Genomic DNA, 12,228 nt, shown 5'->3' on the forward strand with positions numbered 1-12,228 from the left:
CCGGAGCCCGTCGCGGTCGCGGTGGCTGTGGCTCTGGGCGACAGGGGCGGTCGTGGCCGTGGTCGTCGCGTTCGTCGTCGGGTCGCAGGTGCGCTCGCCGTGGGAGGTCGCGGTGGCGAACTCTCACTCGAGCCCACTGGTGACGGCGACCGTCGAGGAGCGCACGCTCGTCGTGGCCGGGCAGGACGTCACGGGGACCGTCACGCTGGGGCGCACCCAGGACGTCCCCGCGCCCGACGGTGAAGGTGTGCGCGCGGTGGTCACCGCCACGCCCGTCGCCGCGGGGGACCCGGTCGCTCCCGGCGCGGTGCTGGTCGAGGTGTCGGGTCGCCCCGTGATCGGGTGGGAGCTGCCGTTCCCGATGTACCGGGACCTGCGGGGCGGGGCTGAGGGGCCCGACGTCCGGGCGGTGCAGCAGGCGCTCCTCGACGCCGGCCACTACTCCGGGTCGGTCGACGGCGAGTACGGGCCGGCGACCGCGCTCGCGGTCGAGGCGCTGTACCGGGCGGCAGGTGCCGAGCCGCATGAGATCCCTGCCGAGGCGGTCGCTGCGGCCCGAGCCGCTGACCAGGCGGTCGCGGACGCACGCGACGCGGTGTCCTCTGGCCGCGAGGGCGACGACCTCGACGAAGGCGCCACCGGCGGGCGCGGCGCGCAGGAGGCGCTGGCCGACGCCCGTCAGGCGGCCGCGGACGCGCACACGGCAGCGCTCACGCCCTTGCCGGCTGCCGAGACGTTCGACCTGGACGGCGCGGACGTGACGCTGGTGCGTGTGTCCCGGGTCGGAACCGTCGTCGAGCCGGGTGGCCCGGTCGCCCAGGTGCGGTCCGGTGCTGCGAGCGTCACGGCTCGGGTCGGCGTCGCAGCGGCCGACGCGTACACCGTCGGAGCAGCGGTCTCCGTGTCGGCCCAGGTCGGCGACGCGACGGTCGCGGCGACGGTCACGGCGGTCGGCGCGTTCGTCGCCGAGGCGACGCAGGACGGTGCACCACCCGGGTACGACGTCACGATCGAGCTGCCTGAGGATGCGGGGTTCGAGGACGGCACGGGCGTCGTCGTGCAGGCCGCGGACGGCGACGAAGCCGCAGGGCTCGCCGTTCCGCTCGTCGCGGTGCGCGAGGACTCGTCGGGCACGTTCGTCCTGCGTCTGCCTCCTGGTCTGGAGGACCCGCGCGAGCAGGACGCGGACCGGGTGCGGGTCACCGTGACGACGACCGCGGACGGCTATGCGCTGGTCGAGGACACCGATCTGACGGTGGGCGACGTGGTCGTCGTCGCGACGAGCCCGTGACCTCCGTCCTGCGTGCGCTCGACGTGCACAAGACGTACCGGACCGACCCGCCCTTGCCTGTCCTGGCGGGCGTGGACCTCGAGCTGGCGCCGGGGGAGCGGGTCGCGGTGGTCGGCCGCTCGGGGTCGGGGAAGTCGACGTTCCTCAACCTCGTCGGGCTCCTGGACACCCCGACGAGCGGGCGGGTCGAGCTCCTCGGGCAGGACACCGGGTCGTTGAGCGCGCGGGAGCGCGACCGGCTGCGCGCGCACACGCTCGGGTTCGTGTTCCAGGAGCACCACGTCCTCGGGCACCGGACCGTGGCGGAGAACCTGGAGATCGCCGCCTCGATCGCAGGGACGCCCCGCACGCAGCGGCGGACGCTCGTCGACGCGGCGCTCGCGCGAGTCGGTCTGACCGGGCGGCAGCAGGCCCTGGGGCGGTTGCTGTCCGGCGGGGAGAAGCAGCGGCTCGCGGTGGCGCGCGCCGTGCTGTCGGGGCCGCGGCTCGTCCTCGCCGACGAACCGACGGGGAACCTCGACCCGGAGAACGCCGACAACGTCCTCGCGCTGTTCGACGAGCAGGCGGCTGCGGGAGTCGCCGTCCTGGTCATCACGCACGACGACCGCATCGCCGCCTGGGCGGACCGCACCGTGCGGCTGTGCGCAGGCCGGCTCGAGGAAGGGGCGCGGCGGTGAGCCGCTGGGCGACCGTGCGGGACGTGCTCGCCGACGTCGCCGTCGAGATGCACGCTCGTCGCACGCGGACGGCGCTCATGATCGCGGCGGTCGCGATGAGCACCGGCACGCTCCTGTCGGCCGTCGGGATCTCGACGGTCGCCGCGCGACAGGTCGACGCGGACATGGCGGCCTCCACGCTCGACCTCATCTCGGTCGTCGCGGCCTCGGGCGTGCAGGCCTCGGACGACGACCCGCTGTTCCCCGCGGACGCCTCGGCGCGGGTCGCGGCGGTCGACCTCGTGGACGCAGCCGGGCAGCGGCTCGACCCGGGCGACGTCACGACGGTCGCCGTGACCCGAGCGGAGCGCGGCCGGCCGGTCGCCGGGGTGAGCGTCGCGGGCCTGACCTCCGGCTACCTCGACGCGGTACGGGCTCCCCACCGCGCCGCGTGGATGCTCGACGGAGATGACCGGATCGCCCTGCTCGGCGTGGACGCCGCGCAGGCGCTCGACGTGCCGGCCACCCTCGACCCCACGGGGTTCACGATCCGCGTGAACGGCGAGCCGTTCCAGGTCGCGGGGTTCCTCGACGACGGCCCCGATGCGACGCTCTCGGACGTCGTCGCGATCCCCTACCGGGTGGCGGTCGGCATGGCCGGAAGTGACGTCACGGCCGCGATGACAGTGCGGACGGCACCGGGCGCGGGCACCGTCGTCGCGGACGTCGTGCGGCTCGCAGTGCGCCCGGACGCACCGCACGACCTCGCGTCGTCGCAGGTCGTCGACGTCTCCGCGCTCCGCACCGGGGTCTCGACACAGCTCGACCGGCTCGCCGCCTGGGTGGGCGCGCTGCTGCTCGCGCTGACCGTCCTGCTCATCGGGAACGCGATGGTCGTCTCCGTCATGTCCCGCACGAGCGAGATCGGGCTGCGCCGTGCGATCGGCGCGTCACGCTCACGGGTCGCGGCGATGTTCTGGACCGAGGGCGCGCTGAGCGGTGCGGTCGGCGGGGTCACCGGCAGCGCGCTGGCGGCCGTCGCCGTCGTCGTCGTGGCCGCGGTGAACGGGTGGACGGCGTCCCTGAGCCCGGTCTGGGTGCTCCTCGGCCCGACGGTCGGCCTGGCCGCCGGCGTGGTCTCGTCGCTCTACCCGGCCCTGCGCGCCGCCGCGGTCGAACCGGCGCAGGCGGTCCGCGCCGACTAGCTCCACCCGTTCTCGTGGTCAGAGGTGGGTGGGGGTGTAGCCCGTGCGGTCGGCGTTCGTGATGGGGCGCAGGACGCGCGCGGGGACTCCGGCGGCGACGGTGTTCGCCGGGACGTCGCGCGTGACGACGCTGCCCGAGCCGATCACGGCGCCGTCCCCGATCGTCACGCCCGGGTTGATGGTGACCTGCCCGCCCACCCACACGCGCGAGCCGATCGTCACGGGCCGCGCGTAGCAGGCGCCCGCGGCGCGCTCGGCGGGGTCGAGCGCGTGGTTGGAGGTGAAGATGCCGACGCGCGGGCCGAGCAGCACGTCGTCGCCGATGCTGATGCCGCCGCCGTCGAGCATCACGCAGTCGAAGTTGGCGTAGAAGTTCCGGCCGACGCTGATGTTGAACCCGAACTCGCACCGGAACGTGGGCTCGAGGTGGGCGCCCTCACCCGCGGCGGCGAGCAGGGCGCGCAGCAGCGCGAGGCGCTCGGGCGCGGGCCGGCCGAACGCGGCGTTGTACCGGTCGGTGGCGAGCACGGCCTGCTCGCGAGCGGCGACGAGCTCGGGGGTGAGGTCGTCGTACGTCGCGCCGGTGAGCATGTGGCGGCGCTGCGCGTCGAGGTCCATGACGGTCTCCGGTGGCTCAGGGCAGCGGGTCGGCCGGTCCCGGGTAGGACGGCTGCGCGCCGAGGCGGGTCACCGAGTATGCCGCGACGCGCGTGGCGTGCGCGGACGCCGCGCGCAGGGGCTGACCGGCCGCGAGGCCGGCGGCCAGGGCGCCGACGAACGCGTCGCCCGCGCCGGTGGTGTCCACCGCCGTGACCGCGGGTGCGGGCAGCGAGAAGGCGCCGTCGTCGTCGTGCCCGACGAGCCCGGCCGCCCCGAGCGTGACGATCGCCGACCGGGCGCCGAGGCCGGTGAGCTCGTGCGCGGCGGCTGCGGGGGAGTCGTGGACGCGGCCGAGCAGGACGGCGGCCTCGTGCTCGTTGACGACGAGCGGGTCGGCGAGGCGCAGCACCGCGCGCGGCAGGGCGGTGGCGGGTGCGGCGTTGAGCAGCACGCGCGTGCCGTGGTGGTGCGCGAGCCGGGCGGCGTGCTCGACGGTCGGCAGCGGGATCTCGAGCTGCATCACGCACACCGCGGCCGCGGCGACGACCTCGGTCGCGGTCGCCACGGACGACTCCGTGACCTGCGCGTTCGCGCCCGGGACGACGACGATCGTGTTCTCGCCCGAGGCGGCGAGCGTGACGACGGCCAGCCCGGTCGCTCCGGTCACCTGCGCGACGTGCGTGAGGTCGACGTCGGCCGCGCGCAGCGCGGACAGCGCGACGTGCGCGTACGGGTCGTCGCCGACGGCCCCGACGATCGCGACGCGCGCGCCCTGGCGTGCGGCGGCGACGGCCTGGTTGGCCCCCTTGCCGCCGGGCAGCGTCACGGACGAGGTCCCGAGCAGCGTCTCGCCGGGCGAGGGGTGCCGGTCGACCCGCACGACGAGGTCCGCGTTGACGGACCCCACGACGACGACGTCGGTGGCCCCCGCTCCGGGCCGGTGCCCCTGGCTCACACCCATCCGTCCCCTCCCGCGCCACCGGCCCCGAGTCTGACACCGCACCACCCGCGCGAGCGCCGGTGCGAGCCGGAACGGGTGGAGAAACGCTCGCCAGGTGAGCGTTTCTCCACCCGCACGCCCGACCGGCCGTGGCAGGGTGGTCGCCGTGCCGATGCCGTCGCGTCCCGTGATCCCGGGGTTCCACCCCGACCCCTCCGTGTGCCGGGTGGGGGAGACCTACTACCTGGCGTGCTCGAGCTTCGAGTACGCACCGGGGGTGCCGGTCTTCACCTCCGACGACCTGCTGTCGTGGACGCCGGTCGGCCACGCGCTGCACACCCCGGAGCAGCTGAAGGTGGCGGACGCGAACCCGTCGGGCGGCATCTACGCCCCGACGCTGCGTCACCACGACGGCCGGTTCTGGATGATCACGACGAACGTGTCGGACGGTCCGGGCCACCTGCTGGTCACGGCGGAGGACCCGGCGGGCCCGTGGAGCGCGCCGGTGCGGATCGAGGGTGCGGGCGGGATCGACCCGGACATCGCGTGGGACGACGACGGCACGTGCTACCTCACGTGGTGCGACCAGGGCCTGCGCCAGGCGGTGCTGGACCCGGCGACGGGTGCGCTGCTCACGGAGCCGCGCCTGGTGTGGGAGGGCACGGGCGGCGAGCACGTCGAGGGCCCGCACCTGTACCGGGTGGACGGCCGGTGGTACCTGATGGCCGCGGAGGGCGGCACGGCCGCGGGGCACATGGAGACGATCGCGCGCGGCCCGTCGCCGTCGGGCCCGTGGGAGCCGTGCCCGCACAACCCGGTCCTGACCGCGCGCAGCACGGGCGCGGTGGTGCGCAGCACGGGCCACGCGGACCTGGTGCAGCGGCCGGACGGGTCGTGGGCGATGGTGTTCCTGGGTGTGCGGCCGCGCGGCTACTTCCCGGCGTTCCACGTGCGGGGTCGCGAGACGTACGCGGTGCAGATCGACTGGGTCGACGGCTGGCCGGTGGTCGGGGAGCCGATCGAGCCCGACGAGGTCGCGCCGGTCCGCGAGCACGGTCCGGCGGACTCGTGGGTGGGTGCGCACGTGTTCCCCGAGCAGGTGCTGCGCCGCGCGGGCGACGTGTGGGAGCTGTCGGCGCAGCCGGCGGGGCGCACGTTCGTCGGGCGGCGGCAGGAGCACGAGACGGTGCTCGCGCACGCGCGCGTCGAGGCCGGGCCGGGTGTGGTCGGCGGGCTCGAGGTGCGCATGGACCCGCTGCACGCGGTGACGCTCGAGGTCGAGGGCTCGCGGGTGCGCGCGGTCGCGCGAGTGGGGACGCTGACGTCGGTGCTCGGCGAGGCGGACGTGGACGACGACGCGCTGCTGGAGGTCGCGGTGCGCCCGTCGCCGAAGGGCCGGTTCGACATCCGTCGCGGGCCCGACGAGATCGTCGCGACGGTCGAGGACGCGCAGGGCCGCCGTGAGCTCGGCCGGCTCGACGGGCGTTACCTGTCGACCGAGGTCGCGGGCGGTTTCACGGGTCGCATGGTGGGGGTGGTCGCGGAGCGCGGCACGCTCGTCGTGCGGTCGTTCGAATACCGGGGTCACGACGAGCCGATGGGCCCCGACTGGTACCTGTGACGCGCGCCCCGGCGGGGGTCAGGACGAGCCGCGCTTGACGACGAGCGTCGGCGTCCCGGTCCGCGCGGTGGCGGGCGGCTCGTCGCCGGCGACGACGGCGACGATGCGTCGTGCGAGCCCGTGCGCCTCGGTCGCCAGGTCGAGGCGCACGCTCGTCAGGGGCGGGCACGCGTACCGCGCGGCGGACGAGTCGTCGACGCCGATGACACCCACCTGCCCGGGCACGTCGACGCCCGCGTCGCGCAGCGCCGCGAGCACGGGCAGCGCGGTCCCGTCGTCGAACGCGCACACGCCGACGCGCTCGTCGGACTCGCGCCACTGCCGCGCGAGCGCGGCCAGGCGGTCGTCGGCGACGAACCGCTCGACGGCGGCCCCGGCGACGTCGCTGACCCCCGCCCACCGGCCGTCGGCGCGCCCGGCGTACCCGCTCTCGGCGGGCTCGACGAACACGAGGCGCTCGTACCCGCGGGACAGCAGGTGGCCGGCCTGCGTGCCGCCGATGTCCTGCTGCGCGATGGTCAGCGTGCGGGGGTTGCCGGGGTAGTCGGCGAGGTAGGCGGGCACGTACGGGATGTGCTGCACGTCGAGGTGCGCCTCGTCGTCGGCGTCGAGCGGCGCGAGGGAGACGACGGCCGCGGGCGTCATCGCGGCGAGCACGTCGGCGGCCGACGAGGTGCTGGTGACGTGCGTGACGGTGACGTACCCGAGCGCGGCGAGCTCGGTGGTCACGGATCGCGTGAAGTCCGACAGCGTCTCGGTGCGCACCCACGGTGGCGTGAGCAGCAGGACGAGCCGCGAGCGGCCGGAGCGCAGCGCGCGGGCGGCGGCGGACGGGACGTAGCCGAGCCGACGGGAGGCGTCGAGCACGGCGCGGCGGGTCGGCTCGGAGATCGTCTGGGACGGCGTGCGGTTGAGGACGAACCCGACCGTGGCGCGCGAGACCCCGGCGGCCTCCGCGACGTCTCGACTCGTGGGACGGCGGGTTCCACGGCCTGACGCGGGCGGGGCGAGGCGGTCGTCGGGCATCGGCGCCTCCTCTCGTCGGCCGCGGTGAAGGTCGGGCGGGCGGACGGCGTGGTCCCGGGTCTCGGCAACGTCGACGCGGCCGCCTACGTGCGGCTGTGGGACCTCGCGGGCGAGGGCCGCTGGGACGAGGTGCGCGAGGTGCAGGACCGCATCGCCGCGCTGTTCGAGATCGTGTTCCAGCCGCAGGGTCGCTCGGGCGACGCCGCGGGCGTGGGTGCGTTCAAGGCCGCGTGCGAGGAGCAGGGCCTGATCGCCACGCGCACGACCGCGTTCCCGGTGCGCCCGCTGGACGACGAGACCGCGGCGAAGGTCGCGGCGATCGTCCGCGAGTCCGGCCTGGTCCGTGTCTGACCTGCACGACCAGCCGCAGGTGTCGCACGCCGACGACGAGCCCACCCCGCTCGTCGTCGGCGTCGACGTCGGCGGCACCAAGATCGCCGCGGCGACGGTCGACCGGGCCGGCCGCCTGGGGCCGCTCGTGCAGCGCCCGACGAACGCGGCGCGCGGCCCGCAGGCCGTGCTGGACGCGGTCGCCGAGGCCGTGCACGCGGTCGTCGCGGACGACCCCCGGCCGCTCGCCGCGGTCGGCATCGGGACGGCCGGCGTGGTGGACGTGACGCGCGGCGTCATCGTGTCGGCCACCTCGACGTTCCCGCACTGGGTCGGCACGCGCGTGCGCGACGAGGTCGCGCTGCGGCTGCGGGCGGCGTCCCGCACCGAGGCGGGGCCGGCGGTGCACGTGGAGAACGACGTGGACGCGCACGCCGCGGGGGAGTCGTGGCTCGGTGCCGCGCGGGGCGCGTCGTCGGCGCTGCTCGTCGCGGTCGGCACGGGAGTCGGCGGTGCCGTGGTGCTCGACGGCCGCACGTGGCGCGGTGCGCACCATGTCGCGGGCGAGATCGCGCACGTGCCCGTGCCCGGTGCCGAGCTGCTGCCGTGCACGTGCGGCCGCGCGGGGCACCTCGAGGCGATCGGCGCGGGCCCTGCGATCCACCGGCGCTACCTCGCGCTCGGCGGGGACCCGGCGAGCCCGGACACGCGCGACGTCGTGGCGCGCGCCGAGGCGGGCGAGCCGCTCGCGGCGCGCGTGGTGCACGACGCCGCGACGGTCGTGGGGCGTGCCATCGCGGGCGTCGCGAGCGTGCTGGACCCCGAGGTCGTCGTCGTGAGCGGCGGCGTCGCGCAGGCGCGCGGCACGTGGTGGCAGGCGCTGCAGGACGCGGTGCGCGCGGAGGTGGTCGACGCGCTCGCCGACCTGCCGGTGCGGCTCGCGGAGCTGGGCGGTGCGGCGCCGGTGGTCGGCGCGGCCCGCGGCGCGTGGGCGCTGCTCTGAACGACTGACGTGCGCGGCCCGAGCAGGGGCCGGGCGGGAGAGAGGGAGCACATGGACGAGCACGAGGCCGCACGGCGCGGCGTGCTGGAGACGATGCGCGGCGGCCTGGTCGTCTCGTGCCAGGCGTACCCGGGCGAGCCGATGCGCGACCCGCGCACGACCCTGCAGGTCGCGCAGTCGGTGGTGCGAGGCGGGGCCGTGGGCGTGCGCGTGCAGGGGCTCGAGGACGTCCGCGCGGTCGCGGGCGTGCTGGGCGTGCCCGTCGTGGGGCTGTGGAAGGACGGCGACGACCCCGTCTTCATCACCCCGACGCTCGAGCACGCGCTGGCGGTCGCGGAGGCGGGTGCCGACGTGGTCGCCCTCGACGGCACGCGCCGCCCGCGCCCGGACGGTCTGTCCCTGCGCGCGACGATCGCGGCGCTGCGCGAGCGGCACCCGGACGTCGCCGTCATGGCGGACTGCGGCTCGCTCGACGACGCGCTGGCGGCGCAGGAGGCGGGCGCGGACTGCGTCGGCACGACGCTCGCGGGCTACACGGGGGAGCGGCCGAGGACGGACGGGCCGGACCTCGAGCTCGTCGCGCAGGTCGTCGCGGCGTGCTCGGTGCCGGTCGTCGTCGAGGGCCGCGTGCACACGCCCGCGCACGCCGCGCAGGCGCTCGCGCTGGGGGCGTCGTCGGTGTGCGTGGGGACGGCCATCACGCACCCGACGACGATCACGTCGTGGTTCGTCGAGGCGGTCACGGGTGAGCCCGTCCCGGGCCTGGGCCACTGACGTACGACGAGGCCCGCGCTCCCTGGCCGGGGGCGCGGGCCTCGTCGTCGGGTCAGACGCGCTGCCAGTCCGGCTTGTTCGCGTAGACCTCGCGGTAGTAGTCGGACAGGCGCAGGCGCGAGGCGGCGGCGGTGTCGACCAGGACGGTGACGTGCGGGTGGTGCTGCAGGATCGTGGCCGGCCACAGCGCGGACACGGGCCCCTCGACGAGCTGCGCGACGGCCTCGGCCTTGCCCGAGCCGGTCGCGAACAGCACCAGGTGGCGTGCGGCCATGATCGTGCCGAGGCCCTGCGTGAGGCAGTGGTGCGGCACGGCGTCGAGGTCGTCGTCGAAGAACCGGGCGTTGTCGAGGCGGGTCTGCGCGGTGAGCGTCTTGATGCGCGTGCGCGACGCGAACGACGAGCCGGGCTCGTTGAACGCGACGTGCCCGTCGGAGCCGATGCCGAGGATCTGCAGGTCGACCCCGCCGGCGGCGGCGATCGCGTCCTCGTACGCGGCGCACGCGGCGGGCAGGTCGGCGGCGTTGCCGTCGGGGCCGTGCACGCGTGCGGGGTCGATGTCGATGTGCGAGGTGAGCTCGCGCTCGATGACGTGGCGGTACCGCTCGGGGTGCTCGTCGGGCAGGCCGACGTACTCGTCGAGCGTGAACGCGGTGGCCTGCGCGAACGAGATGCGGCCGGCGCGGTGCCGCGCGATGAGCTCGGTGTACAGCGGCAGCGGGCTCGACCCGGTCGCGAAGCCCAGCACGGCGGCGGGGTTCGCGGCGAGCAGCGCCTCGATGCGGTCGGCGACGGGTCCGACGCGGTCGGCCTCGTGCTCGGTGATGACGACTTCCATCGTGCTCCTCGGGTCTCACGCGCCGTCGCGCCCCCTGCGGCCCCCGGGCGGAACCCGGACGGCGGTCGCCCTGTGGGGTGCACCTGCGCCCAGGGCGTGGGATGCGGGCCGGAAGCCCTCACGCCCGGGCCGCGTCTCGCGAGACGATGGCGACCGCACAGAACGGGTAAACGCATGACGTCTGATGTCTGACGTAGTACTGTGCACTCTAGGTTTCCCGCTACACAGGGGTCAAGCAGATGGTCGACACCACGGCAGCACGCACGAGCCGCACGCCCGCACGCGTCACGACGTCCCGGTCGGAGACGACGGCGGCACAGATCAAGGAGATCATCCTCACCAGGAACCTCCACCCGGGCGACCCGCTGCCCACCGAGAACGAGCTGTGCGAGCTGCTCGGCGTCTCGCGGTCCAGCGTCCGCGAGGCCGTGCGCACGCTCGCGACGCTCGGCATCGTCGAGGTCCGGCACGGGCACGGCACGTTCGTCGGGAAGATGTCGCTGGACGCGCTCGTCGAGACGCTCGTGTTCCGCGGCGCGCTCCTGCCGGGCGACGACCTCAAGGCGCTGCGGGAGATCATCGAGATCCGCCAGGCGCTCGACCTGTCGATGGCCGAGCAGCTCGCCGACGCCGTGCGCGGCACCGCCAACCCCGAGCTCTGGGAGCTCGTCGAGGACATGGAGGCCGCGAGCGAGCGCGGCGAGACGTTCGCCGAGGCGGACCGCCGGTTCCACACCGCGCTGCTCGGCGCGATGAGCAACTCGATCGTCGCGCCGCTCGTCGGAGCGTTCTGGGACGTCCACACGGCCGTCATGCCGCGCCTCGGCGTGAGCCTGCCCGACGACCTCGCGCAGACCGCGCACGCGCACCGCGAGATGCTCGCGGCCGCCGAGGCCGGCGACGTCGAGGCGTACCAGGCGGCCGTGCGCCGGCACTACGAGCCCCTCATGCGCTCGCTCGGGAAGACCGCGCGCCCGTGACGCTGCCTTACCTCGGCGCGTACGCGCTGGTCGCGGGCCTGGGTCCCGACGAGACGCGCGCGACCTACGCCGCGCTGACCGACCTGGCGATCGCCGGGCTCGAGGTGCCGCTCGCGGCGGCCGACGCGGGCGACGACTGGTGGCGTGCGCACGTCGCCGAGGAGTGGGACCTCGTCGTGACCGCGATCCCGACCGTGATGGGTCGGCTCGCGCAGGACGCGCGCTACGGTCTCGCGTCCGACGACGAGGACGGGCGGCAGGCCGCGCTCGCGGACGTGGCCACGGCGGCCGCGCTCGCCCGCAGGCTCGCCGACGCGGCCGGCCGTACGCGCGTCACGGCGCTGCAGGTGCACTCCGCGCCGCGGGCGCCGCGGGCGACGCGGGACGCGCTCGCGCGCTCGCTCGACGACGTCGCGGCGCTCGACCTCGCGGGCGCGCTCGTCACGATCGAGCACTGCGACGCGACGCGGCCCGGGTGGGCGCCCGAGAAGGGCTTCCTCGAGGTCGACGACGAGCTCGCGGTGCTCGCGGGCCGGGACGCGCGGCTCACCGTGAACTGGGGGCGCTCCGCGATCGAGGGCCGCTCGGCGGCCGCACCCGTCGAGCACGTGCGCGCGGCGGCGTCCGCAGGCCTGCTCGGCGGCGTGATGCTCTCCGGTGCGACCGACGCGGCGACCGCCTGGGGCGACCCGTGGCTCGACGGCCACATCGCGCCGCGCGGCGAGGACCCGGCGCTGGCCGCGTCCGTCGCGAGCCTCCTGGGTCCCGACGAGGTGCGCGCGACGCTCGCCGCGGCCGACGGGCGGGCCGCGTACGTGGGCGTGAAGGTCACGACCCACCCGGACGTGCGCGAGCCCGCCGGGCGCGTGGCCGTGGCGCGCGCGGCGCTCGCCCAGCTCGCGTCCTGAGCCCGCCTCCTCGCGGCCGGGGCCCGTCCGGCGCCGGCACTCCCGGCATGTCGGAC

The 12,228-nt window shown here is 75.9% G+C and carries 13 protein-coding genes; 9 read left to right on the top strand and 4 right to left on the bottom strand.

What is annotated here, in order from left to right; genetic code table 11:
* Nucleotides 1-52 precede the first annotated feature (52 nt).
* From F1D97_RS04445 to F1D97_RS04455, 3 genes are read left to right on the top strand one after another with little or no spacing between them, the layout of a single operon-like run.
* On the top strand, nucleotides 53-1,291 hold the full coding sequence (locus F1D97_RS04445; protein WP_236122509.1) for a peptidoglycan-binding domain-containing protein: 1,239 nt from the start codon (nucleotides 53-55) through the stop codon (nucleotides 1,289-1,291).
* Nucleotides 1,288-1,968: an ABC transporter ATP-binding protein gene (locus F1D97_RS04450; protein ID WP_236122510.1), complete on the top strand. Its 681-nt coding sequence runs from the start codon at nucleotides 1,288-1,290 to the stop codon at nucleotides 1,966-1,968. The genes F1D97_RS04445 and F1D97_RS04450 overlap by 4 nt, the downstream gene beginning before the upstream one ends.
* Nucleotides 1,965-3,152: an ABC transporter permease gene (locus F1D97_RS04455; RefSeq protein ID WP_236122511.1), complete on the top strand. Its 1,188-nt coding sequence runs from the start codon at nucleotides 1,965-1,967 to the stop codon at nucleotides 3,150-3,152. The genes F1D97_RS04450 and F1D97_RS04455 overlap by 4 nt, the downstream gene beginning before the upstream one ends.
* 18 nt (nucleotides 3,153-3,170) lie before the next feature.
* Here the strand turns inward: F1D97_RS04455 and F1D97_RS17470 are convergent, their stop codons facing one another.
* Both F1D97_RS17470 and F1D97_RS04470 read right to left on the bottom strand, forming a co-directional pair.
* Complete coding sequence (locus tag F1D97_RS17470; protein ID WP_317618951.1) at nucleotides 3,171-3,770, bottom strand: sugar O-acetyltransferase; 600 nt, start codon at nucleotides 3,768-3,770, stop codon at nucleotides 3,171-3,173.
* Between the two features lie 16 nt (nucleotides 3,771-3,786).
* Complete coding sequence (locus F1D97_RS04470; protein WP_236122512.1) at nucleotides 3,787-4,713, bottom strand: ribokinase; 927 nt, start codon at nucleotides 4,711-4,713, stop codon at nucleotides 3,787-3,789.
* 151 nt (nucleotides 4,714-4,864) lie between these two features.
* Here F1D97_RS04470 and F1D97_RS04475 point away from each other — a divergent pair, with 151 nt between their 5' ends.
* Nucleotides 4,865-6,313 (top strand): glycoside hydrolase family 43 protein, encoded by a 1,449-nt coding sequence (locus tag F1D97_RS04475; protein ID WP_236123482.1) that lies wholly within the window; start codon nucleotides 4,865-4,867, stop codon nucleotides 6,311-6,313.
* An 18-nt stretch (nucleotides 6,314-6,331) separates the two neighbouring features.
* Here the strand turns inward: F1D97_RS04475 and F1D97_RS04480 are convergent, their stop codons facing one another.
* Nucleotides 6,332-7,339, bottom strand: coding sequence for a LacI family DNA-binding transcriptional regulator (locus F1D97_RS04480; protein WP_236122513.1), 1,008 nt, complete (start codon nucleotides 7,337-7,339; stop codon nucleotides 6,332-6,334).
* A gap of 24 nt (nucleotides 7,340-7,363) precedes the next feature.
* Here F1D97_RS04480 and F1D97_RS04485 point away from each other — a divergent pair, with 24 nt between their 5' ends.
* Genes F1D97_RS04485 through F1D97_RS04495 form a run of 3 tightly spaced genes read left to right on the top strand, consistent with a single transcriptional unit; the run spans nucleotide 7,364 to nucleotide 9,446 of the window.
* On the top strand, nucleotides 7,364-7,690 hold the full coding sequence (locus F1D97_RS04485) for a dihydrodipicolinate synthase family protein (RefSeq protein WP_236122514.1): 327 nt from the start codon (nucleotides 7,364-7,366) through the stop codon (nucleotides 7,688-7,690).
* Complete coding sequence (locus F1D97_RS04490; RefSeq protein ID WP_236122515.1) at nucleotides 7,683-8,672, top strand: ROK family protein; 990 nt, start codon at nucleotides 7,683-7,685, stop codon at nucleotides 8,670-8,672. Before F1D97_RS04485 ends, F1D97_RS04490 begins: the two co-directional genes overlap by 8 nt.
* A 51-nt stretch (nucleotides 8,673-8,723) precedes the next feature.
* Nucleotides 8,724-9,446, top strand: a complete 723-nt coding sequence (locus F1D97_RS04495) for an N-acetylmannosamine-6-phosphate 2-epimerase (protein ID WP_236122516.1) — start codon at nucleotides 8,724-8,726, stop codon at nucleotides 9,444-9,446.
* 52 nt (nucleotides 9,447-9,498) lie between these two features.
* On the opposite strand, the gene nagB is transcribed toward F1D97_RS04495, so the two are convergent.
* Nucleotides 9,499-10,284, bottom strand: a complete 786-nt coding sequence (gene nagB / locus F1D97_RS04500) for a glucosamine-6-phosphate deaminase (RefSeq protein WP_236122517.1) — start codon at nucleotides 10,282-10,284, stop codon at nucleotides 9,499-9,501.
* A 239-nt stretch (nucleotides 10,285-10,523) separates the two neighbouring features.
* Between nagB and F1D97_RS04505 the strand changes: the two genes are divergently transcribed.
* Complete coding sequence (locus F1D97_RS04505; protein WP_236122518.1) at nucleotides 10,524-11,264, top strand: FadR/GntR family transcriptional regulator; 741 nt, start codon at nucleotides 10,524-10,526, stop codon at nucleotides 11,262-11,264.
* Nucleotides 11,261-12,172: a DUF4862 family protein gene (locus F1D97_RS04510; protein ID WP_236122519.1), complete on the top strand. Its 912-nt coding sequence runs from the start codon at nucleotides 11,261-11,263 to the stop codon at nucleotides 12,170-12,172. The genes F1D97_RS04505 and F1D97_RS04510 overlap by 4 nt, the downstream gene beginning before the upstream one ends.
* Nucleotides 12,173-12,228 lie beyond the last annotated feature (56 nt).

The organism is Cellulomonas palmilytica (assembly GCF_021590045.1).
In the GTDB taxonomy this organism is placed as follows: domain Bacteria; phylum Actinomycetota; class Actinomycetes; order Actinomycetales; family Cellulomonadaceae; genus Cellulomonas; species Cellulomonas palmilytica.